The organism is Bradyrhizobium sp. LVM 105, assembly GCF_003957705.1.
Taxonomy (GTDB): Bacteria; Pseudomonadota; Alphaproteobacteria; order Rhizobiales; family Xanthobacteraceae; genus Bradyrhizobium; species Bradyrhizobium frederickii.
Map to the genome: position 1 here is coordinate 615909 of NZ_QZMV01000001.1, position 22799 is coordinate 638707.

A 22799-nucleotide genomic window follows, 5' to 3' on the forward strand; every position below is an offset into this window, starting at 1 on the left:
GGATTGCACGCGATGAAGATCATCATCTTCGGCGGCACCGGCTTTATCGGCCTCAATCTCGCCGAGGTGCTGCTCGCGCGTGACCATGACGTGACGCTGTATGATTGCGCGCCTCTCCCGCCGGCGGCACAGCGGTCGCTGCCCAATTATCGGGAGCGGCTCAAGGTCGTCCAGGGCGACATTACCGACGCGGAAGGCATCGAGGGCCTGATTGCCGGTGGATACGATGCGATCGTGCTCGGCGCGGCGATTACGGCTGGGGAGGAGCTCGAGCGGGCATCGACTGCGCGCGTGCTCGAAATCAACGTGATGGCGCAGATTCCCATTCTGCTTGCGGCGATCCGCCATCGTGTTCGGCGGGTCGTCAATCTGTCGTCGGCATCGGCCTATGGCGCATCGGGGACGAGGTTCGACGTCCTGGACGAGGAGACGCCTTGCGATCCCGTCTCGTTCTACGCCGTCAGCAAGTTCACGTCCGAGCGATCGGTGGCGCGCCATGCCGAGCTCTTTGGCGGCGATTTCCTGAGCGTGCGGCTGAGCGCCGTATTCGGTCCATGGGAGCGGCCCGGGGCGGTGCGCGATACGCCAAGCCTCCAGTTCCAGATTCTGGCCGCCTTCGCGCGCGGAGAGCCGGCGATCTTGCCGGATGCCGGAGTGAAAGACTGGACCTACGCGCCGGACGCCGCCGAAGCCGTGGCGAAGCTGATCGAGGCTGAACGGCCGCGCCATCGTCTCTACAACATCTCCAGCGGGACAGCCTGGTCGGCGCTGCAATGGGGTGAGGCGTTTGCGGCGCTGCATCGGGGCTTGCAATGCCGGCTCGCAGCGCCGGGAGAGAAAACCGAGATCAAGCTCCACGGCGGCGATCGGGCGCCGATGTCGGTTGCGCGGATGGCCCATGAATTCGGCTGGCGCGCCCGGTTCGGTTGCGCGGAGTCGGCGGCCGCGATGAGCGCTTGGTGGATGCAGCACAAGGAGACGATCTGAGATGCAGCTGCAGGGGCGCACGGCGATCATCACGGGAGCAGGCTCGGGGATCGGCCGCGCCAGCGCAAAGCTGTTCGTGGAGGAGGGCGCGCGCCTTGCCTTGGTCGATCGCGATGCCGCCGGCCTAAAGGAGACGGTGAGCCTGGTCGGCGAGGCCACGACTCATGTCGGCGACGTCGGCGATGCCGGTTTCGCCGAGACTGTCGTCGGCGAGGTCGTCGCGCGCCACGGTCGCCTCGACATCCTGATGACGGCGGCCGGCTTCTCCTGCGGCGGCACGGTGCTGACGACGAGCCTGGACGACTGGGACGCGGTGTTTCGCACCAATGTCGGCGGCACCTGGCTGTGGGCTCGGGCCGCCGTGCCTCACATGCAGCGGCAGAACAGTGGCTCCATCATCACCTTGGCTTCGCAGCTCGCGATGGCCGGCGGCAAGGGCAACAGCGCCTATATCGCCGCCAAGGGCGCCATCGTCAGCCTGACGCGCACCATGGCGGTGGATTTCGCCACCGACGGCATTCGCGTCAACGCGATTGCGCCGGGCGCGATCGATACGCCGATGCTTCGCCGCAGCTTCGCCCGTCACGCCAATAATTCGGACGAGGTGCGTGAGGCCTCGCGCAACCGCCATGCCATGAAGCGGTTTGGCGAGGCGCAGGAGATCGCGCAGACAGCGCTGCATCTTGCCAGCGATGCATCCTCGTTCACGACCGGCACTGTGATGGTGGTTGACGGAGGCTGGCTCGCGGCATGAGTGATGGGCTGACGACGCTCGAAACGAACGTGCGCGCCGATCTCGCGAAGATCGCGCATCCTCATGCCGCATGGCTCGAACCGAAGACGGGACCCGACGACAGACCGGCGCTGGATGTCCTCATCGTCGGCGCCGGCCAGTCCGGCATCACCATCGGCTTCGGCCTGATGCGCTCGCGCGTCAGCAACATCCTGCTGATCGACAAGTCGGAAGAGGGCAAGGAAGGCCCGTGGCTAACCTATGCCCGCATGCCGACGCTGCGCAGCCCGAAGGATTATACCGGCCCCGATCTCGACATCCCGAGCCTCACCTACCAGTCCTGGCACGAAGCCCGGTTCGGCAAGGAAAGCTGGCAACAGCTCGGCCTGATCGAACGTTGCCATTGGGCGGAGTATCTGCTGTGGCTGCGACGCACGATCGGCTTGCCCGTGCGCAACAATTGCGAGCTTCTGGAGATCGTGCCTGCATCCGACGGCCTACTGGCCGCGCGCGTGAAACGGGCAGGCGAGATCGAGACGCTTTACGCCCGCAAGATCGTGCTTGCGACGGGGCAGGAGGGCATGGGCGATTGGATGGTCCCGGAGCAGCTAGCGCATCTGCCGGCGAGTTCGGTCGCGACCGTCGCCGACGACATCGACTTCCACAAGCTTCGTGGCAAGCGCGTGGCCGTGATCGGTGCCGGTGCATCCGCCTTCGACAATGCGGCGACCGCGCTGGAGGCGGGCGCGGCAGAGGTGCATCTGCTGTGTCGCCGGTCGCAGATCCAGGTGATCCAGCCCTATCGTTGGCTGACCTTTCGCGGCTTCCTGCGCCACCTCAGCGATCTCGACGATGCATGGCGCTGGCGCTTCATGCGGGCGATCCTCGAAATGCGGGAAGGCTTTCCGCAACCGACTTATGATCGCTGCGCGCGCTACGTCAATTTCACATTGCACGAGGGCGCACCGGTCGAGACGGCCCGCGAAACCGACAAGGGCATCGAATTGCAGACGCCGCATGGCGCCATCGCGACGGATTTCGTCATTTGCGGCACCGGCATCGACATGAACTTTTCCAGTCGTGGCGAGCTCTCCGCATTCGCTGCCAACATCGCGACCTGGGCCGACCGCTATCAACCGCCGGAGAGCGAGCGCAACGATCGGCTCGGCCGCTTTCCCTACCTCGCCGACGATTACGCTTTCACCGAGCGCGTAGCCGGCGAGACGCCGTGGATTTCCGACATCCATCTCTTCGCCATCGCCTCAACCATGAGCTTTGGCCCGTCTGGATCGTCGATCAATGCGATGACGACGGCCGTTCCCAAGCTCGTGAATGGCCTGACACGCGGCCTGTTCCGCGCCGATGTCGAGCGGCACTGGGCTTCGCTCTGCGCCTATGACGTGCCGCAGGCGGTTACGCGGCCGGCGCGAAAAATGGGGGAAACGCGATGATCATCCATGCGCCGCCGCGACGAGGCGTCCCCACCAGCACGCCGTGAGACTGGCGCGCAACTTGCTTCTTTCTTGACCAGTCTAGCCGGCCTTCCTCTTCGGAAATTCAAGGAAAACCAATGCGTTTTGTGTCTTTCAGGTCTGCGGCCTCAGTTCTCGCCACCACTGCGCTGTTGTCGATCGCCACCGCGCCGTCGCAGGCGCAAACCAGGGCGGAGACATTGCGCTATGTCACCGGCGCCTCCGTCAACACGCTCGATCCAAACATCCCGGGCTCGACGCGCGAATCTTTCGCGCTGAGCATGAGCACCTATGACCGGCTGGTGACATTTGGCCGCAAGCAGCTCAATGGCAAATGGGTGTTCGATCTCGACACGATCACCGGCGAGCTGGCCGAATCCTATGACGTCAGCCCCGACGGTTTGAAGCTCACGTTCCGTCTGCGCAAGGACGCAAAATTCCAGGACGGCTCGCCCGTGACCGCCGAGGACGTGAAATGGTCGCTCGATCGCTGCGTCACCGCGCCGATCCTCGGTAAGGCGCAATTGCTGACGGGCTCGCTGACCTCGGCCGATCAGTTCAAGGTGATCGACCCTCTCACCATCGAGGTGACGCTGCCCAAGCCCGACAAGCTCGCGCTGCCGAACCTGGCCACGGTCTATCCCATGATCATCAACTCGAAGGTCGCCAAGGCACACGCGACGCCGGATGATCCCTGGGCCACTGCATGGCTGAAGGAGCACACCGCAGGCAGCGGCGCCTACGTGGTCGAGAACTTCAAGCCCGGCGAGCAGGTGATCCTCAAGCGGGACGAGAACTGGAACCGCGGCTCGGCCAACAAGCCGGCTTTCTTCAAGCGCGTCATCGTGCAATCGGTTCCGGAACCGGCAACCCGCGCCAATCTGGTCGAACGCGGGGATGCCGATCTCGTTGTCGATCTCCAGGCCAGCGATGTGCAGTCGCTGGAGGCCAAGGGCAAGCTCAAGGTGATCTCGACGCCGCAATACAATGCGATCACCTACGTCTCGATGAACAACCAGCTGCCGCCCTTTGACAACGTGAATGTGCGCCGCGCTATCGCTTACGCGCTGCCCTATGACGACATGTTCAAGGCTGCCCTGTTCGGCCGGGGCGCGCCGCTGTTCGGCGCGACATGGCCGGATGGCAATCCGTTGAATGGCATTTATCCGTTCCAGCAGCCGGTGAAGATGGATCTCGACAAGGCCAGGGAATATCTGAAGGCGGCCGGTCTGCCGGAAGGCTTCTCGACAACGTTCAGCTTCAATGTCGGCCAGTCCTCGACGGCGGAGCCGATGGCTGCCCTTGTCAAGGAGTCGCTTGCCAAGATCGGCATCAAGGTCGACATTCAGAAGCTGCCGGACGCGCAGATGTCGACGCAGATCAACGAGAAGAAGCTGCCTTTCTTCACGGAGGGCATCGTCGCCTGGCTGCCGTCGACTGATTATTTCTACCGCAACTTCTACACAGGCACCCAGCGCTGGAATTACAGCTCGATCAACAACCCGGAGCTTGCCGCGATTGCGCAGGAAGCCCGCTTCGAGCCGGACAAGGCCAAGTATGAGGCAGCAGGCCGCAAGCTCAATGCGATGCACTTCGATCTGATGCCGCAGATCATGCTGTGGCAACCGAACCAGGACGCGGTCATGGCGCCGTCGATCGAAGGCTACACCTACGAGTTCCATCGCCAGGTGGACTATCGCGATGTCAGCCGGAAGTGACATCGTGATCAACGGGAGCGCTGAATGGTGATGACCGGTCTTGGTGCAACGATGGTGCGGGCGGGCAGGCGGCTCTTGTCGTCGCTGCCGGCGCTGTTCGGCGTGCTGGTCTTCACCTTTCTGCTGATGCGCGTGTTGCCCGGCGACCCCGCGGTGTTCTTCGCCTCGGGCCCCAATGCCGGCAAGGAGGAGATCGAGCAGATTCGCAAACAGATGGGGCTCAACAAATCGGTGCCGGAGCAGCTCGTGTTCTATCTCTCCGACATCGGTCGCGGCAATCTTGGCCGCTCCATGATGACGGGGCAGCCGGTACTGAAGGACCTGCGCGAGCGTCTGCCGGCGTCCCTGGAGCTCACCTTGACCGCGCTCCTGATCGCGCTGATCGCGGCGGTGCCGCTCGGCGTGGTCGCGGCGCTGCGGCCGGGATCGATCATCGATCATGGCGTCCGGCTGTTCTGCGCCCTCGGCGTCTGCGTCCCGACCTTCGTCTCGGGCCTGCTGCTGATCTACGTTTTTTATTACCTGCTCGGGCTTGCGCCTGATCCGACCGGTCGGATCGACGTGTTCACCTCGCTGCCGCCGCAACGAACCGGCTTTCTCTCGATCGATTTCCTGCTGGCTGGAGATTTCGAGGGTTGGTGGGCGGCCTGCAAGCAGCTGGTTCTGCCGGCAGTGAGCATGGCCCTGTTCGTCATCGCGCCGCTCGCGCGGATCACCCGCGCCTCGATGCTGGTGTCGCTTGGGAGCGATTTCGTACGTACCGCGCGATCGGTCGGATTGTCTTGGGGCAAGGTGGTCGTCACGTATGCATTGAGGAATGCGATCCTTCCCGTCATCACCATCGCCGGCATCGTGTTCTCGACCATGCTCGGCGCCAATGTGCTGGTGGAGAAGGTGTTCTCCTGGCCTGGCGTCGCCTCCTATGCACTCGATGCGCTGCTCGCGTCAGACTATGCGCCGGTACAGGGCTTCGTGCTGCTGATGGCGAGCCTGTTCGTGCTGGTCAACCTCGTGGTCGATATCTGCTACGGAATCGCCGATCCCAGGGTTTCCATCGGATGACCAGTGCAACCCTCCGCCATTCGGTCTGGATTTTGCGCGGCAATCCGCTCACGGCGGTGGCCGCGGCTGGGGTGGCGCTGTTCGTCCTGCTTGCGATCTTCGGTCCCTGGATCGTGCCTTATGATCCCGTGGCCTCCAACGTGTCCGAAGCGTTGCAGCCGCCGAGCGCGGCCCATCTCGCCGGTACCGACCAGCTCGGGCGCGACGTGTTCAGCCGCCTCATCGTCGCGGCGCGGCTTGATCTTGCCATTGCGGTGTCTGCGGTCGGCATCTCCTTCGTGATCGGCGCCGTCGTCGGCTCATTCTGCGGCTACGCCGGTGGCCGGCTCGATCGCGCCGTCGGCCGCTTTGTCGACGTGATGATGGCCTTTCCGTTGTTCGTGCTGGCAATGGCGATGGTCGCGGCCCTCGGCAACCGCGTCGAGAACATCGTGATCGCAACCGCGATCATCAATCTTCCCTTCTACATCCGCTTCGCGCGCGCCGAAGTGAACGTCCGCCGCAATGTCGGCTGGGTCGAGGCCGCGCGCGCCTGCGGCGAGAGTCATTTCTCGGTGGTGCTCCGTTTCCTGCTGCCGAACATCCTGCCTGCGATGGCGGTGCAGATCTCGCTCAATCTCGGCTGGGCCATATTGAACGCGGCCGGCCTGTCCTTCATCGGCCTTGGCGTCAAACCGCCGACGCCGGAATGGGGCATCATGGTGGCGGAGGGTGCGCGCTTCATCTCGACGGGTCGGTGGTGGCTGGTGGCCTTTCCGGGCCTCGCGCTGATGCTGGCCGTGCTGTGCTTCAATCTCCTCGGGGATGGGATGCGGGATATTCTCGATCCCCGTATGCGCACATGAGCGAGGAACTGCTCAGGATCGACGACCTCCACGTCGCGTTCTCGACGCGGCGCGGCGTGGTCGAGGCCGTGCGCGGCGTGACCCTGACGGTGCAGGCCGGCGAAATGCTCGGTCTCGTCGGGGAGAGCGGCTCGGGCAAGTCGGTGACCGGCTTTGCTACGACGCGCCTGCTCGATGCTGCCGGGCGCGTCACCGGCGGCAAGATCCTGTTTCGCGGCCGGGACGTGACGAAGCTCCGGGGCGATGATCTCCGTCAGCTCCAGGGCGCCGCGATGTCGATGATCTTTCAGAACCCGCGGTCGGCGCTGAATCCAATCCGCGCGATCGGATTGCAGATCGCGGATGCGATCCTCACGCACAAGCGCATTTCGAAAGAGGCTGCGCGTGCCGAGGCGCTGGAACTGTTGCGCGCGGTCCAGATTCGCGATCCAGAAGCGCGAATGAACGCCTACCCGCACGAACTGTCGGGCGGCATGTGCCAGCGCGTCATGATCGCGATCGCGATCTCCTGCAATCCGGCGCTCCTGATTGCGGACGAGCCGACCACCGGTCTCGACGTCACCACGCAGAAGGTGGTGATGGATCTCCTGGCGGACATCGCCGCCGCACGCGGCATGGCGACGATCCTGATCACGCATGATCTGGGACTCGCGGCGCGCTATTGCCGCCGCATCGCGGTGATGGAGCGCGGCCGCATCGTCGAGGAGGCGAGCCCGAGGACGCTCTTCAGCGCGCCGAAGCATTCCTATACGAAGCGCCTCGTCGCGGCCTCGCCGACCGCGACGTCCCGGATCGAGGATCTCGTGACCAGGGAGGAGCGGGAGCGTTACGCAACTGTGGTCAGCAGGCCCAGGCAGGAGCCCGCACACGGGACGCCGCCGTTGCTGGAGGTACGCAAGCTCGCGAAACGTTTCGACCAGGGCTCTGCGGCGGTCGCCGACTTCTCCATGACGATGGCCGGGGGCGAGAGTGTCGGGCTTGTCGGCGAATCCGGGTCGGGCAAGAGTACGACCTCGCGCATGATCTGCCGCCTGATCGACCCGAGTGAAGGGGACATCGTGTTCGATGGGCAGTCGATCGGCCATGTGGCGTCGCGTGACTTTCACCGCTCGCCATTGCGCAAGGACATCCAGATGGTCTTTCAGGACCCGAATGAGAGCCTCAATCCGCGCTTCACCGCGTTCGACTGCATCGCCCACCCCCTGATGCGGCTCGATGGCATGCGGGCAGGCGACGCGCTGCGCAAGCGCGTCGAGGAATGCGCCGAGCGCGTGGGGCTGCCGCTCGATCTCTTGCCGCGTTTCCCCCATCAGCTCTCCGGCGGCCAGAAGGCCCGCGTCGGCATTGCCCGTGCCGTCGCCTGCCGGCCGCGGCTCCTCGTGCTGGACGAGCCGACCGCTGCGCTCGACGTCTCGGTGCAGGCGGTGGTGTTGCAACTGCTCGATCGCCTCAGGCGCGACGATGACATCGCGCTGCTGTTCGTCAGCCACGATCTCAACGTGGTGCGGATGCTGTGCGACCGCACCATCGTGCTGCGCAATGGCGGCATCGTGGAGCAGGGGGAAAGCCGGTCGCTGTTCGATAATCCGAAGAACGATTACACCCGCAAGTTGGTCGAGGCGATTCCGCATATCGAGACGGGCGAGGCGCTCGCGGCGGCCCTCTAGGCCCCGCAGGCCGACGTGGGCCAGCGTCTAACCGGGCAAGGCTTGAACCTCACGTTCGCTGCGGCATGCGGGATTGGCGAGGTCGCTATCGCCCTGCGCCGCTCGCAACGATGGAGGAGGGCGACGTCACGAGCTTGTCGAGCCCGAGATAGACGAGCCCCGCAACACCGATGCCGAACAGCCAACTCAGATCGGCGCCGCCGAGCAGGTTGATCGAGATCGGCCCCTGAAGCGCGCCGACCAAGCCGTCCTGCACCAGCCATCCGGCGACCAGGCCCGCAAAGAACGCAACCATGCCGACCCAGTTGATGTCGCCATAGGCGCTGGTCTGCGGCGAGCGGTAGAGCTCGGCGACGTCGATCCTGCTCTTCCTCTTGATGAAGAAGTCGGCCAGCACCACTCCGGCCCACGAGCTCATCCACAGCAACAGGCTGATCATCCAGTTGTCGAACGCTTTCGCGAAAGATGGCGCAAAGATGAAGTACAGCGTAACCAGGTAGCCGGCGATGCCGACGATGACGGTGAGCCAGAAGCGCGACAATCTCAGTCCCGCACTCAGCGCCGCCAACGTCGCCGAATAGACGTTGAGGATGTTGGTGGCGATCGGGCCATGCAGCACCATCAGGAGAACCAGGATGCTGACGGGACCTCCAAACACCGCGCTGACCATCTTGGCAGGGTCGGTATCCAGGGTCGTCGAGGCGATGGTTGCGCCGAGAATGCCGAGCCAGACCGTCGGCACGAACATGCCGACATAGCTGTACCAGAACACGGATTTCGACGGCACGCTTCTGGGCACGAAGCGAGAATAGTCGGAGGCCCAGGTCACCCAGGAAATGCCCCAGCCGACCCCGATCGCGGTGGTGAGCAGTGTCAGCATCGCCAGATGTGCACCGGGAGCGAGCGAGGTAGTCAGGTTCCAGTTGACGACACCAGGGCGCGTCCACGCCAAAATGCTCATCAGCACCATGACGGCGATGGTGGGCGGCACCGTGTATTTTTCGAAGGTGCGTATTGCATAGAAGCCGTAGATTCCGATCAGCACCTGCACGGCCATCACCAGCGTAATGACGACCAGCTCGACCGGCCAGGTGTCGGGAACGCCGAACTGTCCGAGGATGCCCATCGAGACCTTGACCGGGAAGTAGGTGTTGACCCCGATCCAGCCCAGCGTCATCAGGAACATGAGAATGCTTGGCAGATAGGCGCCGCGTACGCCGAACGCGGACCGGCTCAACACCATCTGGTTGACGCCGGTCTTATGCCCCATCACCGTGAAGGTCGCGAAGATCGCGCAGCCGACGATGTTGCCGAGCACGATGACCGCGATCGTCTCCATCAGGCCAAGCTTGAGGATGATGCCGAGTGCGCCGAGGGCCCAGTTCACCGGCGCGATGTTGGCGCCGGCCCAGATCCACATCTGCTGCGGCCCGGTGGAGTCCCGGTCCGCGTCGGGAATCGGCTCGATGCTGTGAATATCAGCGCGAAGTTCGGAATCCGTCATGGCATCCCCCAATACGAAGCACGCTTCGCATCATCGCAGCATAAATCGTGCCATGGAATTGCGGAGCGGCTGAGCGGGCGGGCGGCGATGCCGGAGGTCACGCGCGTCGCGCCGGATGCGACTGCGTTTTCAAGCGCTGGCCGATCTTGCGCGTGAGTACGCTTCGGCATGTCTGCCGCGCCGGTAAGAGGCGGGCGATGTTGCTCGGCCGGGCAGCGGTACGATGATAAATTGAGCAGCCCAACTCAAAAGCGCAGCAAGGGCTCCTAGTCGAATACGGCAGCAGCGCTGTCGCGACTGGGATGGCCGGCCACGATGCGCTGCATCATTTCGATGAAAAGCGCCTGTTCCCGCTGGCTCAAATCGCCGAGCGTCGCACGATGCGCCCGTCGCGCCGCGCCCTCGATCTTGACCAGCAGCGCGGCTCCGGCCGGTGTCAGCCGGCACAGCCGGGCCCGGCGATCGTCCTTGTTCACCGCGCGCTCGACCAGGTTTCGGGCGGCGAGCCGCTTCAGGGCGCCGGTCGTCGTGGTGCGATCGAGGGCGATATCGGCCGCCAAAGTGGTCTGATCGGCGGTTTCACGCACCGCCAGCGCCGAGAGCAGGCTGTATTGCAGCGGCGTGACCTCGAATTCGCCGCAGGCTTCCTGAAACAGCGCGACGTGAATCTGATGCAGCCGGCGGATCAGATAGCCGGGCCGTTCCGACAAGGGCCAGGGGCGGTGCCTCGTCCCGCCGCGACGTGTCTTCGCCTGCCGCAATGCACACTCTCCCAAGCCGAAACCCCTGCCGCGCTTAGCTCGATTCGAGTGCGCCTGCCACATCGGGATCATGGCACGATGCTTGCTTTTGTCAAAATGCGAAGCATGCTTCGTAATTCGAGGGGACGAAGCCGTCACTCTCGCAAGAAGAGGAGAGCGCCATGTCCGTCACTGCCAGCTTCGACCTTCTACTGCGAGGCGGTCGCGTGATCTGTCCGGCCTCCGGCGTCGATGGCATCAAGGATGTCGCGATCCGCAACGGCAAGATTGCCGCGGTCGCGTCCGACATTCTGCCGACCAGCGCCAGGGAGGTCGTCGACGTCGGCGGCAAGCTGGTGCTGCCCGGGCTGATCGACACCCACGCCCATGTCTATCAATATGTCACCGGCCGCTTCGGCATGAATCCGGACATGGTCGGAGTGCAGTCGGGTGTGACGACGCTGGTCGACCAGGGCGGCCCGTCCTGCATGACGCTGCCCGGCTTCCGTCATTTCATCGCGGAGCCCGCCGCCTCGCGCGTCTACGCGTTCCTGTCCGCCTATCTCGTCGGCGGACTGGAGGGGCACTTCTATCCGCAGCTCTATAGCCCCGACGGCGTCGACGTCGACGCGACCGTCAAGGCGGCGACCGCCAATCTCGACATCGTGCGCGGCATCAAGGCTCACGCCGAGATCGGCGGCTTCGCGCGCTGGGGCATCCGCGTCATCGAGATGGCGGCGGAGATCGGCAAGCGTGCCGATCTGCCGGTCTACGTGCATTTCGGCCAGCTCTGGGGCCTGCCCGAGAGCGGCGCCAATGGCGAGGATGCCGACACGATCCTGACGCGCGTGATTCCGCTTCTGCGCGAGGGCGATGTCCTCGCCCATCCCTTCACGCGCCATCCCGGCGGCTTCGTCAACCGCGAGGGCGAGGTGCATCCGGTGATCCAGGCCGCGCTCGATCGCGGCCTGAAGGTTGATGTCGGCCACGGCAGCCATTTCTCCTATCGGCTGGCGAAGAAGGCGATCGCGGCCGGCATCATCCCGACCACGCTGGGCGCCGACATCCACGGTTACAACACTCATGTGCCCGCGCCGGCCGGAACGCCCGACCAGCACGAGGATGATGAGAATCATCCCTTTGCCGGTCAGGCCAAGTTCAGCCTGGTCCAGGCGATGAGCTCGATGATGGCGCTGGGCCTGTCGCTCGAGCAGGTGGTGCCGATGGTCACCTCCAATCCCGCCAAAATGCTCGGCCGGAGCGGGGAGATCGGCGCCCTCAAGGTCGGCATGGACGCCGACGTCTCCGTGCTCACGGAGCAGAGCGGCCGGTTTGTCCTGAGGGACAACGAGAACAACGAGGTGATCGCCGAGCGTCTGCTGCAGCCGGTGTTCTGCCTGCGCGCCGGCACGCGCTTCGACGCGGTCGCGCCGATCCTGCCCCAGGCCGTTGCGGCGTAGGGCTGCGGTGAAGGAGGACGCCGGCGTGCGCAACGAGCGAGAATTTCCTTCCGGCAAATCCGGGCAGGGCGTGGGCGCACGGCTGCCGCGGAAGGAGGATGACCGCCTGATGCGCGGCCGCGGCCAGTACGTCGCCGACATCCGCCTCGCTGGCCTCCGCGACGTCGCTTTCGTGCGCAGCCCGCTGGCGCATGCGCGCATCCGCAGCATCCACGTGCCTGAACGCTATCGTAGCAGCGTCTTCACGGCAGCCGATCTCGTCGGCGTCAAGCCGATCCGCGCGGTCTCGGGGCTGCCGGGCTTCAAGATCTCGGAGCAGCCGGTGCTGGCGACCGGCAAGGTACGCCAGGTCGGCGAACTCGTTGCGATGTGTGTTGCACCGACGCGCGCCGAAGCCGAGGACATCGCGGCCTCGGTGATGCTCGATCTCGAGGAACTCCCCGCCGTATACGACATGCTGAAGGCGCGCCAGCCCGGCTCGACCCTGGTGCATGAGCATTGGGGTGACAATGTCTTCCTTGAGACCAATTACGAGGTCGACATCTCCGCCGCGCTCGACGCGCCGATCAAGGTGACGCGCGAGATCTCGACCGCGCGGCAATGCATGTCGCCGCTCGAGGGCCGTGGCGTGGTCGCGACCTTCGACCGCCGCCTCGATCAGCTCACGCTGCATTCCGCGGCGCAGATGCCGCATATCACGCGCAGCGGCCTCGCCGAATGCCTGAATATGGAGGAAGGCCAGATCCGCGTCATCTCGCCGGATGTCGGCGGCGGCTTTGGCCACAAGGGCATTCTGCTGCCGGAAGAAGTCTGCCTGTCCTGGCTGACGATGCAATGCGGTTATCCCGTGCGCTGGATCGAGGACCGCCGCGAGCATCTCGTGGCCAGCTCGAATTGCCGCGAGCATCACTACAAGATCACGGTCTATGCCGACCGCGACGGCACCTTGCGTGGGATCGATTGCGAGGCGACGGTGGATTCCGGCGCATACTCGTCCTATCCGTTCTCGGCCTGCCTCGAGGCCGCGCAAGTCGCGAGTATTTTGCCCGGTCCCTACAAGATGCCGGCCTACCGCTGCCGCACCTTCTCGGTGGCTACCAACAAGTGCCCAATCCTGCCTTACCGCGGCGTGGCGCGCACCGGCGTGTGCTTTGCACTGGAATTGATGCTGGATCTCGTCGCGGAAGAGGCAGGTCTCGAACCGGGCGAGGTGCGGCTGCGTAATCTGGTGCGGCCGGAACAGATGCCGTTCGACAACATCACCAAGAAGCATTTTGACAGCGGCGATTATCCCGAGGCGATGCGACGCGCGCTCGCTGCGATCAATATCGATGCCATTCGCGCGCGCCAGCGCCAAGGCGACGCCGCCGGCCGGCGGGTCGGCGTCGGGGTCTCAATCTATTGCGAGCAGGCCGCGCACGGCACGTCCGTCTATTCCGGCTGGGGCATCCCGATGGTGCCGGGCCACGAGCAGGCATCGGCGCGCCTCACGCCGGACGGCGGCCTCGAATTGCGCGTCGGCGTGCATTCCCACGGTCAGGGCATGGAAACGACGCTCGCCCAGGTCGCGCATGAGATCCTCGGCATCGATGTCGCGAACATTCGCATCGTCCTCGGCGATACCGCGATGACGCCTTATTCGACCGGCACCTGGGGCTCGCGCTCCATGGTGATGGCGGGCGGCGCGGTGGCCACCGCCTGCCGCGAGCTCGGCGAACGCGCCCGGCGGATCGGCGCGAAGCTCCTACAGCACGATCCGGCCTCCGTTGTCCTGCAAAATGGCGAGGTGCGCGGCGTCAATGGCAGCGTCGGACTGAAGGCGATCGCCTACACCTGGTATCGCCGTCCGCAGGACCTGCCGGCCGATGTCGATCCGGGCGGGCTGGAGGTCACGCAAGGCTACAAGCCCGTGCGTGACAGCGGCACCTTCAGCTATGCGGCGCATGCGGCTGTCGTGGCGGTCGATCCCGATCTCGGTGAGGTGGAGATCCTCGACTATGTGATCGTCGAGGACGGCGGTGTGCTGGTCAATCCGCTCGTCGTGGACGGCCAGATCTATGGCGGTCTCGCCCAAGGCATCGGCACCGCACTTTACGAGGAGATGCCGTTCGACGCGTCCGGGCAGCCACTGGCGACGACGCTTGCGGACTACCTGCTTCCTGGGGCAACCGAGGTTCCTGCGGCCCGTCTCGATCACATGGAGACGCCGTCGCCTTATACGCAGTTCGGCGTCAAGGGCATCGGGGAGGGCGGAGCGATTGCGCCGCCTGCCGCGATCGCCAACGCCGTCAACGATGCCCTGCGCCCGCTGGGCGTCGAGCTGATGCAGTCGCCGATCACGCCGCATCGCGTCGTCACCGCCGTGCTGGCCGCGCGTGCGGCGGAAAGGAGCGCGGCATGAAGCCCGCTCCCTTTGCTTACGAGCGCACGCGCGATCTCAATGCGGCACTCTCGATGCTGGCAGCCGGCAGCGGATCGGCCAAGATCATCGCCGGCGGGCAGTCGCTCGGCCCCATGCTCAATTTGCGGCTGGTTCAGCCGGAGCTGATCGTGGATATTTCCGGAATTGCCGAACTCAAGCGCGCCGAGGTCTCCGGCAACGAACTCGTGCTCGGCGCTCTGGTCACCCATGCCGATATCGAGGACGGGCGCATCGCCGACGTGACGCGCGGTGCCATGCGCGCCGTCGCCGCCAACATCGCCTATCGCGCCGTGCGCAATCGCGGGACGATCGGCGGCTCGCTCAGCCATGCCGATCCCGCCGCGGACTGGATTTCGGCGCTGTCTGCCCTGGGCGCACGGCTCACACTACGCAGCCTTTCCGGGACCCGCGCGATGGCCATCGAGGCTTTCGTCACAGGTGCGCTGGAATCGGCCCTTCACGCCGGCGAGATCGTCGAGGCGATCCATGTGCCGGCCCGCGCTGCCTCGGCGCATTGGGGCTATGCCAAGAGCTGCCGCAAGACCGGCGAGTTCGCGCATGCGATCGGCGCGGCTCTGATCGATCCGGCCGCCGGTTCGGCACGCATCGTGATCGGCGCCATCGATGCGGCACCCATCGTGGTGAGTGATGCGGCCGAGCTGTTCGGCGGACGGATTACCGCGGACTACAAGCAGCGTTTCGATGTCCGCGTCGCCGATGCTCTTCTCGTCAAAGCCGGCATCGACGACACCGCGCAGCGCCACATTCATGTCGGCGTGCTGAGGCGCGCCGTTCAGGAGGCCGCGGCATGACCACGATCGCGCTCAGCGTCAACCGGCGCGCGGTGGAGGTGGTGGCCGAGCCGCGGACCAGCCTCGCCGATTTCGTGCGCGACAGGCTCGACCTGACCGGCACCCATCTCGGCTGCGAGCACGGCGTCTGCGGCGCCTGCACCGTGCTGCTCGATGGCGTGCCGGCGCGTTCCTGCATCACCTATGCGGTGGCATGCGAAGGCGCCGACGTCACCACCATCGAGGGTCTCGACGAGGACGAGATCACGGCTGAGCTGCGCGCAGCGTTCACCCGGGAGCACGCCTTGCAGTGCGGCTATTGCACGCCGGGAATGCTGGTGTCCGCGCGCGACCTGGTGCTGCGCCTGCCGGACGCCGACGAGCGTCGGATTCGTGTCGGCTTGAGCGGCAATCTCTGCCGCTGCACCGGCTATGTCGGAATCGTGCGGGCGGTGCAGTCCGTGATCGAAGCAAGACGGGCGCGCAATATCGCGGCGCTGGCCGACGGCGGACGGACCATTCTTGGCCCCGCCGGCTCGGGGCGCGCTGCGCCCGGCCGAAGTGAGCCATCAGCTGCGCGGATGGCGTTGGCTCCGGCGCCTGACAGCGTCGCGCGCGACATCATTCAAGACTTCACCCCCGCGGTGGTCCTCGCCCAGAGTTTCACGCTGGCGCACCCGCCGGCCAAGGTCTTCGCGATGTTCGACGACATCGCGGGTGTTGCATCCTGCCTCCCGGGCGTGTCGCTGAGGGGGACACCAAGCCCCGAACGTGTCGAAGGCGGATTTCGTGTCAGACTCGGGCCGATCGCGGCAGCGTTCCAGGGAGCGGCACGCGTCGAACGCGATCCTGCGACGCTGTCCGGCCGCATTCTCGGCATTGGCAACGATCAGCGCAGCCATTCGGCGACGCAGGGCGAAATCCGCTATCGCCTGCTGCCGCTCGAGGGCGGAGCAGTGACCGCCGTCGAACTTTCGATCGGCTACACCCTCACCGGGATGTTCGCGCAAGTCGGCCGTCCAGGCCTCGTCAGGGATCTCGCCAAACGCCTGGTTGCGGAGTTCGCCGCAAATCTCGACCGCCACATGTCCGGCGGGTCGCCGGGGCGGCCACGTCCGGCGGAGCTCAGCTTCTGGTCGATTGCATCGGACGTCTTGCGAGCCCGGCTCGCGCGCATGTTTAGCCGCATCAGCAAGACGAAAGGCGCGGAATGATCGGCGCGCCGGCGCCGCGGAGTGACGCAATCTGGACTGCCATGACGATCAACAGCGTTGGATTTGGAGAGATGATATGACACGAGCACTCGGACTGGTTTCGACCATCACGCTGGCAGTGGCCTTGGCTGGCGCCGCCGCACAGGCGCAGACCATCAAGATCGGCGTCAACGAGCCGCTCACCGGCGCTTTTGCAGCGTCTGGTACCTACGTCGTCAATGGTGCCAAGATCGCCGCCGACGAGATCAACGCCAAGGGCGGCATCCTCGGCAAGAAGATCGAGCTTGTGATCGAAGACAACAAGAGCAACCCGACGGAAGCCGCCGCCGTCGCCGAAAAGCTCATTACCAGCGACAAGGTGCCGGTGCTGATGGGCGCCTGGGGCTCCAGTCTGACGCTGGCTGTGATGCCGAAGCTGATGGAGTACGAGACGCCGATGGTGGTCGAGACCTCGTCCTCGGGCAAGATCACGACGACAGGGAATCCCTTCATCTTCCGCATCTCGCCGCCCTCGGCAATCGAGGCCGCGGCGTTCAAGGGCATCGTCGACAAGCTCGCCCTGAAGAAGGTCGATTTCCTCGTGATCAACAATGATTGGGGCCGCGGCACCGCCGAGGACTTCAGCAAGATGATGAAAGAGAAGGGGATCGCCGTCGGCCTCGTCGAAACCATGGACCAGGGCGCGCAGGACATGAGCGCACAGCTGTCCAAGATCAAGGGGTCGGATTCCGAGACGGTCATCGTCACCACCGCGGTCGATCAATTGACGCTGATCTTCAAGCAGGCTGCGGCGCTGGGCTTGAAGAAGCGCATCATCACCACAGGCGGTTCGCAAAATCCCGACCAGATCATCGCCCAGGCGGGAGCTGCCGCCAACGGCACCATGCATCTGACCACGTTCCTGCCGTGGTTCCCCGAAAAGACCCCGAATCCGGAAGCGACTAACTATTTCGTCTCCGAATGGAAGAAGCGCGGTTTCGACTTCGCCGGCTGCACCGAGAGTTTTCGCGGGTATGACGGCATCCGCACCGTGGCCGCCGCGATCGAGAAGGCCGGAAAGGCCGAGCCGGCGGCGATCAAGGCAGCGTTCTGGGACATCAAGGTCAAGGGGCTCAACGGGGACATCGTGTTCCGCAAGTCCGGTCCCGAGGGCAAAGAGAGCGGACAGAGCCAGCCGAACGTCTATCTCATCGAGATCAACGACGGAAAGATCGAGATGAAGACGCTCTAGCCTTCGTCAATTCCGGGCGAGGGCGGCACATCGCGGCCCTCGCGAGGTCCAAAACCCGCGGGAACAGCCTTGAGCGAATTTCTTCAGCATCTCGTCAACATGCTCGTGCTCGGCGGCACCTATGCGCTGCTCGGCATCGGGCTGACGCTGATCTTCGGCATCATGAACGTCGTGAACTTCACGCACGGCGTGCTGTACACGTTCGGCGCTTACGTCATGTTCATGGTGGTGCAACAGCTCGGGCTCAACTTCTTCCTCGCATTGCCGGTTGCCGTGCTGGCGGGATGGCTGCTTGGCGCGGCAATCGAGCTGACCCTGCTGCGGCCGTTACGCGGCTCCGACATCGACACAACGATGCTAGTCATGATCGGCGCCTGGATCGCGATGCAGTCGGGCACGCTGTGGATCTGGGGCGGCGTCGCAAAAGCGGTAGCCACGCCATTCCCCGAGGCGCCCCTGGTGCTCGGGCCCGTGTCGGTGTCCTGGCTGCGCCTGTTCGTTCTCATCGCCGCAGCGCTGTTGATCCTGGTGACCTACCTCCTCATCAACAGAACGAGTCTCGGCCGCGCGATGCGCGCGACATTCCAGGATCACGACACGGCCTCGCTGATGGGCGTCAACGTCGACATGATCTACACATCTACATTCGCGATCGGCTCCAGCCTTGCCGCCGCCGCGGGCGCTCTGCTCGGGCCGGTCTACGTGATCTTCCCGCAGATGGGCGACCTCGCCGCCGTCAAGGCCTTCGCCATCGTCATCCTGGGCGGGCTCGGCAACATTACCGGGGCGGTGATCGGCGGCTTCATCCTGGCGCTCGCCGAGGAGCTCGGAGCCGGGTATGTCTCCTCCGGCTACCGCGACGCCATGGGTTTTCTGATCATCATCGCGGTGTTGATTTTTCGGCCGACCGGACTGTTCGCGCGGGCGGAGCGCGTCGGATGAGAGCAATCAGCACCATTGTCGCCGTCGCGGCGCTTGCCTCGGTCCCGCTCTGGCTGCGCGATCCCTACCTTCTCAACGCGCTGATCACGACCGGAATCTTCATTATCGGTGCGATGAGCCTGAACTTGCTGCTCGGGTTCACCGGCCAGCTCAGTCTGGGCCACATTGCCTTCTTCGGCATCGGCGCCTATGTCAGCGCACTGACCTCGCTCGGCTTCGATGTCGGCCTGCCCGGAGACTTCCGTCTGGTCCATATGCCCTGGCCGCCGATCGCCGGCTTCGTGCTGGCGGTCGTGGTCGCCGGCTTGTGCGGCTATTTCGTCGGGCTGCTCTCGTTCCGCGTCCGGGGCGCCTATTTCGTCATCGTGACGATCTCGTTTGCCGAGGTGGTCCGGCTGGTTGCGCTGAACTGGGTCGAGCTGACTCAGGGCCCCCTGGCGCTGACCAGCATCCCGTCGATCGCGTTGCCTTTGCCCGGCTTTGGTGAATTCACCCTTCGCACCAAGATGCACAACTACTACCTCGTGCTGGTGGTGGCACTCATCGCCTATCTTCTGATCGCGCGCCTCGTTCATTCCCATTTCGGCCGTGCGATGCGGGGACTGATGGAAAACGAGACGCTCGCGATCTCGGTCGGGATCGACGTCACCAGGACTCTGACGATCGCCGCGGTGATCTCGGCTGCGATCGCGGGTGCGGCCGGCAGCCTCTATGCCCATTACATCAGGATCATTGACCCCGAGGTTTTCGCCTTCATCAACACAGTCACCATGGTGATCATGGTGATCAGCGGCGGCAAGGGCTCGCTGGCTGGGCCGGTCGTCGGCGGCTTGATTTTCGGGCTTCTGCCGGTTGTGCTCCGTCCGGTCATGGCGCCGGAAGCGCAATGGATCGCCTATGGCGGCGTGCTGATTGCGATTCTGTTCTTGCTGCCGCGCGGAATCGTGCCGTCGCTCACGCAGCGACTTGGCCGTCGGCTGGGCAGAACGTCGGCGCGGGCCCCGGTGGCTCTCACGGAGACAGCTGCCAAGGAGCCGGCGTGATGACGGCGCGCAGCGTTGCCATGACCATCGACAAGGTCGCGGTTCGCTTCGGCGGTCTGGTCGCGATCTCAGACATGAGCTTCACCGTGGGCGAGGGCGAGATCGTCAGCCTGATCGGGCCGAACGGGGCCGGGAAGACGACGGCCTTCAATGTCATGACCGGCTTCCTGACGCCGAGCGCGGGCCGCGTGACTTACCGCAACACTGCGCTCGCTGGCCTGAAGCCGCATGAGATTGCCGATCTCGGCCTGGTCCGGACCTTCCAGCGCACCAGCGTATTCCCGAACGACACCGTCTACGACAATCTCCTGATCGGCCTGCATCGACAGGGCCGGGTTCGGCTGATCGACTCCCTCCTCGGTTTGCCAGGCGCGCGTGCCTCGGAGCGGATGCTGCGGCAGCGCGCGAGCGAATTGATCGAATGGGTCGGGCTCGAACGCCGCGCCCATGACGCGGCCGGCTCGTTGTCCTACGGGGAGCAGCGGCTGGTCGGCGTCGCGCTGGCGCTCGCGGCTGAACCGTCGATGCTGCTGCTCGACGAGCCCGTCTCGGGCATGAACGCCTCGGAGACCCACCGCTTCGTCGAACTGATCCGCAGCATCCGCGACCGAGGCATCACGATTCTCCTGGTCGAGCACGACATGCCGATGGTGATGACCGTCTCGGACCGCATCGTGGTGCTCAATTACGGCCGCATCATCGCCGAAGGGACGCCGGACGTGATCCGCAACGATCCCGCGGTGATCGAGGCCTATCTCGGACATGGAGCTGCCCGTGCTTGAGATACGGGACATGGTGTGTGGCTATGGCGGCGTCACCGCGCTGCGCGGCATCTCGATCGACGTGAAGGCCGGGCAGCTCGTCGCGCTGATCGGCGCGAACGGCGCTGGCAAGAGCACGACCCTGCGCGCAATTTCCGGGCTCGTGCCACCGCGCGAAGGGCAAATGCGGTTCGAGGGAATCGACATCACCGGGGCAAGACCTCCGCGCGTGCTCGCCAGCGGAATTGCACATTGTCCGGAAGGCCGGCGTGTGTTTCCGCACATGAGCGTCGAAGAAAATCTCGACATGGGAGCTTACCTTCGTCGTGGTTCGGGTGAGATCGCGGCCGACCGCGACCGCATCTACGCGGAATTTCCGCGGCTCGCAGAGCGGCGCCGGCAAGCCGCGGGTACCCTGTCGGGTGGCGAGCAGCAGATGCTCGCGATCGGCCGGGCGCTGATGTCGCGGCCGCGGTTGATCATGTTCGACGAACCCTCGCTCGGGCTCGCGCCCAACATCGTCGAGCAGACTTTTGCGATCATCCGCGGAATCCGCGATGCCGGAACCACGGTGCTGCTGGTCGAGCAGAATGCGTTCGCCGCGCTGGAGATGTGTGACTACGCCTATCTGCTGGAGAGTGGCCGCATCGTGCTGTCCGGCGCCGGTGCCGAGTTGATCGCGAACGAGCATGTGCGAAAGGCCTATCTCGGTGGATGATGATGCCGCCGGTTCAGCCGGCTTGGGCTGGACGCCGGTTTGCAATCTCGACCGCCTGAGAGCCGAGACGATCGTTCGCGTCAACGTCGGAGGCCTCGACCTGCTCGTGATCTGGAACGATGGCGATGTCGCCGCATGCGACCGCGCCTGTCCGCATGAACAAGCTGATCTGGCTCTCGGAGAGGTGAGAGCAGGCCGGCTGTTCTGTCCGCGTCACGCGGCATCGTTCGATTTGCGCGACGGGGCAATCAATCCGGGATGGTCGAGCCCGCCGTTGCGACTTTACGCCATACGGATCACGGGCCAGCAAATCTGCGTGGAGGCCCGGGAGCGGCAAGCGCCGCGATGATGGCATCATGCCCCTGGTTTGCCCGACGGGTCAGAATGATCGACCCCGTCGACTTGCCTACAAAATTCGCCTTTAAAAACAACGCCATTCTACTGTGCATGGGGTTGTTTTCGCAGTTTATTCCAGCAACCGGTGGACCGCGCCGACGAGGACCCCGTCTGGCCGTCGCAGGGCCTCGAGAATGGTGAAATGGTCGGCGCCGTCGACCGGAATGAGCTTGCCGGGCGCCTTCGCCGCCGCGCGCTTGTCGTGGAGATTGATCGAATCGCAAATAAGTGCCGGCAGCTCGTTGGTGCCATAAGCGATGTCGAGACGCTTCGGTGTGACGGGCAGGCGCAACGGCGACAGCGCGGCGATTTCCGCGTCCGTCAGCTTCAGCGCGTCGTTGAGGCCGGTATCGCGGATTGGTGCGAGCTCGTAGACGCCTGAGATCGCCAATCCCGCGTGGACACCCGGATGGTTCAGCGCCATCGCGACGAGGTGGGCGCCGGCCGACCAACCCGACAGGACGACCGGCCCCGCAACGCCGTAGGTCGCGCCATTGGCTGCAAGCCAGTCGAGCGCGCGCGGAACTTCGGCGACGATGTCGGTGAGGGACACCTCGGGCGCCAGCGAGTAGCCGGGAATGGCAACCGACCAGCCATGGGCGGCGATGCCCTCGACGAGCATGGCAAACAATTCGCGCGAATTGCGCTGCCAGTAGCCGCCATGCAGGAACACCAGGCACGGCGCCTCAGGCCTGGCGGCCGGGTAGAGGTCGATCTTGTTGTTCGCCCGCTGACCGTAAGCCAGATCGAGATGGGATTTCAGCGTGCCTCGCACCCTGCTGGAGGCTTCGTTCCGTTCGGCGATCAGGGCCGCGCTGTTCTTGACGGCCGCGTTGTTGTCATAGGCAGCGTTGCGTTCTGCCTGGGAGAGCCCGGACCATGCGGAACGGGGGTCGAGCGCCCGACTTGTCGAATGAACATTCTCAACCATAATCGCTCCAACGCGGCCCCTCGATGGCACTCTTGTCCAATTTGCGCCGGCCTTTCAAGGGCAATTGAGCTCAACATGTCAAGTTCAAGACCAAGCCGATGATTTGCGGCGGGCAGCGGTGTAGCCGCGATCCACTGATGCGCGTCATGAGTTCTCCCGAAT

At 64.8% G+C, this 22799-nt stretch carries 20 protein-coding genes; 17 read left to right on the top strand and 3 right to left on the bottom strand.

All coding sequences use genetic code 11. The annotated features are described in order from the left end of the window. Positions 1 to 12 precede the first annotated feature (12 nt). The 7 genes from D6B98_RS02915 (at position 13) to nikE (ending at position 8484) form a co-directional block, all read left to right on the top strand. On the top strand, positions 13 to 987 hold the full coding sequence (locus D6B98_RS02915; RefSeq protein ID WP_126255426.1) for an NAD-dependent epimerase/dehydratase family protein: 975 nt from the start codon (positions 13 to 15) through the stop codon (positions 985 to 987). A gap of 1 nt (position 988) precedes the next feature. After that, positions 989 to 1741: an SDR family oxidoreductase gene (locus D6B98_RS02920; protein ID WP_126255427.1), complete on the top strand. Its 753-nt coding sequence runs from the start codon at positions 989 to 991 to the stop codon at positions 1739 to 1741. Continuing rightward, entirely contained in the window at positions 1738 to 3171 is a 1434-nt protein-coding gene (locus tag D6B98_RS02925) for an NAD(P)-binding domain-containing protein (RefSeq protein WP_126255428.1), read from the top strand. The genes D6B98_RS02920 and D6B98_RS02925 overlap by 4 nt, the downstream gene beginning before the upstream one ends. A 119-nt stretch (positions 3172 to 3290) precedes the next feature. After that, positions 3291 to 4910 (top strand): ABC transporter substrate-binding protein, encoded by a 1620-nt coding sequence (locus tag D6B98_RS02930; protein ID WP_126255429.1) that lies wholly within the window; start codon positions 3291 to 3293, stop codon positions 4908 to 4910. A 27-nt stretch (positions 4911 to 4937) separates the two neighbouring features. Continuing rightward, positions 4938 to 5972 carry an ABC transporter permease gene (locus D6B98_RS02935; RefSeq protein WP_126255870.1) on the top strand — a complete coding sequence of 345 codons (1035 nt, stop codon included), beginning with the start codon at positions 4938 to 4940 and terminating at the stop codon, positions 5970 to 5972. Then, a complete protein-coding gene (locus D6B98_RS02940; protein WP_126255430.1) occupies positions 5969 to 6817 on the top strand; it encodes an ABC transporter permease in 849 nt (282 codons plus the stop codon). Before D6B98_RS02935 ends, D6B98_RS02940 begins: the two co-directional genes overlap by 4 nt. After that, positions 6814 to 8484, top strand: a complete 1671-nt coding sequence (gene nikE, locus D6B98_RS02945; RefSeq protein WP_126255431.1) for a nickel ABC transporter ATP-binding protein NikE — start codon at positions 6814 to 6816, stop codon at positions 8482 to 8484. The genes D6B98_RS02940 and nikE overlap by 4 nt, the downstream gene beginning before the upstream one ends. 85 nt (positions 8485 to 8569) lie before the next feature. Here nikE and D6B98_RS02950 read toward each other — a convergent pair whose 3' ends face one another. Next, the gene (locus tag D6B98_RS02950) at positions 8570 to 9988 is read right to left on the bottom strand and encodes a cytosine permease (RefSeq protein ID WP_164718349.1); all 1419 of its coding nucleotides are present in this window, start codon (positions 9986 to 9988) and stop codon (positions 8570 to 8572) included. Positions 9989 to 10254: 266 nt separating this feature from the next. Continuing rightward, positions 10255 to 10749 carry a MarR family winged helix-turn-helix transcriptional regulator gene (locus tag D6B98_RS02955; protein WP_235885109.1) on the bottom strand — a complete coding sequence of 165 codons (495 nt, stop codon included), beginning with the start codon at positions 10747 to 10749 and terminating at the stop codon, positions 10255 to 10257. Between the two features lie 161 nt (positions 10750 to 10910). Here D6B98_RS02955 and D6B98_RS02960 point away from each other — a divergent pair, with 161 nt between their 5' ends. From D6B98_RS02960 to D6B98_RS03005, 10 genes are all read left to right on the top strand, one after another. Further along, complete coding sequence (locus D6B98_RS02960; RefSeq protein ID WP_126255432.1) at positions 10911 to 12188, top strand: amidohydrolase/deacetylase family metallohydrolase; 1278 nt, start codon at positions 10911 to 10913, stop codon at positions 12186 to 12188. 7 nt (positions 12189 to 12195) lie between these two features. Then, positions 12196 to 14589, top strand: coding sequence for a xanthine dehydrogenase family protein molybdopterin-binding subunit (locus D6B98_RS02965; protein WP_126255433.1), 2394 nt, complete (start codon positions 12196 to 12198; stop codon positions 14587 to 14589). Next, complete coding sequence (locus D6B98_RS02970) at positions 14586 to 15422, top strand: FAD binding domain-containing protein (protein WP_126255434.1); 837 nt, start codon at positions 14586 to 14588, stop codon at positions 15420 to 15422. Before D6B98_RS02965 ends, D6B98_RS02970 begins: the two co-directional genes overlap by 4 nt. After that, positions 15419 to 16615 (top strand): xanthine dehydrogenase family Fe-S subunit, encoded by a 1197-nt coding sequence (locus D6B98_RS02975; protein WP_126255435.1) that lies wholly within the window; start codon positions 15419 to 15421, stop codon positions 16613 to 16615. The genes D6B98_RS02970 and D6B98_RS02975 overlap by 4 nt, the downstream gene beginning before the upstream one ends. A gap of 76 nt (positions 16616 to 16691) precedes the next feature. Next, on the top strand, positions 16692 to 17846 hold the full coding sequence (locus D6B98_RS02980) for an ABC transporter substrate-binding protein (RefSeq protein WP_126255436.1): 1155 nt from the start codon (positions 16692 to 16694) through the stop codon (positions 17844 to 17846). Positions 17847 to 17915: 69 nt separating this feature from the next. Next, positions 17916 to 18788, top strand: a complete 873-nt coding sequence (locus D6B98_RS02985) for a branched-chain amino acid ABC transporter permease (protein WP_164718350.1) — start codon at positions 17916 to 17918, stop codon at positions 18786 to 18788. Further along, a complete protein-coding gene (locus D6B98_RS02990) occupies positions 18785 to 19831 on the top strand; it encodes a branched-chain amino acid ABC transporter permease (protein ID WP_126255437.1) in 1047 nt (348 codons plus the stop codon). Before D6B98_RS02985 ends, D6B98_RS02990 begins: the two co-directional genes overlap by 4 nt. After that, positions 19831 to 20613 carry an ABC transporter ATP-binding protein gene (locus tag D6B98_RS02995; protein ID WP_164718351.1) on the top strand — a complete coding sequence of 261 codons (783 nt, stop codon included), beginning with the start codon at positions 19831 to 19833 and terminating at the stop codon, positions 20611 to 20613. Before D6B98_RS02990 ends, D6B98_RS02995 begins: the two co-directional genes overlap by 1 nt. Beyond that, positions 20606 to 21310, top strand: a complete 705-nt coding sequence (locus D6B98_RS03000; protein ID WP_164718352.1) for an ABC transporter ATP-binding protein — start codon at positions 20606 to 20608, stop codon at positions 21308 to 21310. The genes D6B98_RS02995 and D6B98_RS03000 overlap by 8 nt, the downstream gene beginning before the upstream one ends. Continuing rightward, positions 21303 to 21659 (top strand): Rieske (2Fe-2S) protein, encoded by a 357-nt coding sequence (locus D6B98_RS03005; protein ID WP_245481219.1) that lies wholly within the window; start codon positions 21303 to 21305, stop codon positions 21657 to 21659. The genes D6B98_RS03000 and D6B98_RS03005 overlap by 8 nt, the downstream gene beginning before the upstream one ends. Positions 21660 to 21776: 117 nt before the next feature. Here D6B98_RS03005 and D6B98_RS03010 read toward each other — a convergent pair whose 3' ends face one another. Next, positions 21777 to 22637, bottom strand: a complete 861-nt coding sequence (locus D6B98_RS03010; RefSeq protein ID WP_126255441.1) for an alpha/beta hydrolase — start codon at positions 22635 to 22637, stop codon at positions 21777 to 21779. Positions 22638 to 22799 lie beyond the last annotated feature (162 nt).

Bases quoted from the DNA above. Each gene is read 5' to 3' on its own strand.
- D6B98_RS02915 (WP_126255426.1), top strand. From the start codon at position 13: ATGAAGATCATCATCTTCGGCGGCACCGGCTTTATCGGCCTCAATCTC.
- D6B98_RS02920 (WP_126255427.1), top strand. From the start codon at position 989: ATGCAGCTGCAGGGGCGCACGGCGATCATCACGGGAGCAGGCTCGGGG.
- D6B98_RS02925 (WP_126255428.1), top strand. From the start codon at position 1,738: ATGAGTGATGGGCTGACGACGCTCGAAACGAACGTGCGCGCCGATCTC.
- D6B98_RS02930 (WP_126255429.1), top strand. From the start codon at position 3,291: ATGCGTTTTGTGTCTTTCAGGTCTGCGGCCTCAGTTCTCGCCACCACT.
- D6B98_RS02940 (WP_126255430.1), top strand. From the start codon at position 5,969: ATGACCAGTGCAACCCTCCGCCATTCGGTCTGGATTTTGCGCGGCAAT.
- nikE (WP_126255431.1), top strand. From the start codon at position 6,814: ATGAGCGAGGAACTGCTCAGGATCGACGACCTCCACGTCGCGTTCTCG.
- D6B98_RS02950 (WP_164718349.1), bottom strand. From the start codon at position 9,988: ATGACGGATTCCGAACTTCGCGCTGATATTCACAGCATCGAGCCGATT.
- D6B98_RS02960 (WP_126255432.1), top strand. From the start codon at position 10,911: ATGTCCGTCACTGCCAGCTTCGACCTTCTACTGCGAGGCGGTCGCGTG.
- D6B98_RS02970 (WP_126255434.1), top strand. From the start codon at position 14,586: ATGAAGCCCGCTCCCTTTGCTTACGAGCGCACGCGCGATCTCAATGCG.
- D6B98_RS02975 (WP_126255435.1), top strand. From the start codon at position 15,419: ATGACCACGATCGCGCTCAGCGTCAACCGGCGCGCGGTGGAGGTGGTG.
- D6B98_RS02980 (WP_126255436.1), top strand. From the start codon at position 16,692: ATGACACGAGCACTCGGACTGGTTTCGACCATCACGCTGGCAGTGGCC.
- D6B98_RS02990 (WP_126255437.1), top strand. From the start codon at position 18,785: ATGAGAGCAATCAGCACCATTGTCGCCGTCGCGGCGCTTGCCTCGGTC.
- D6B98_RS02995 (WP_164718351.1), top strand. From the start codon at position 19,831: ATGACGGCGCGCAGCGTTGCCATGACCATCGACAAGGTCGCGGTTCGC.
- D6B98_RS03010 (WP_126255441.1), bottom strand. From the start codon at position 22,637: ATGGTTGAGAATGTTCATTCGACAAGTCGGGCGCTCGACCCCCGTTCC.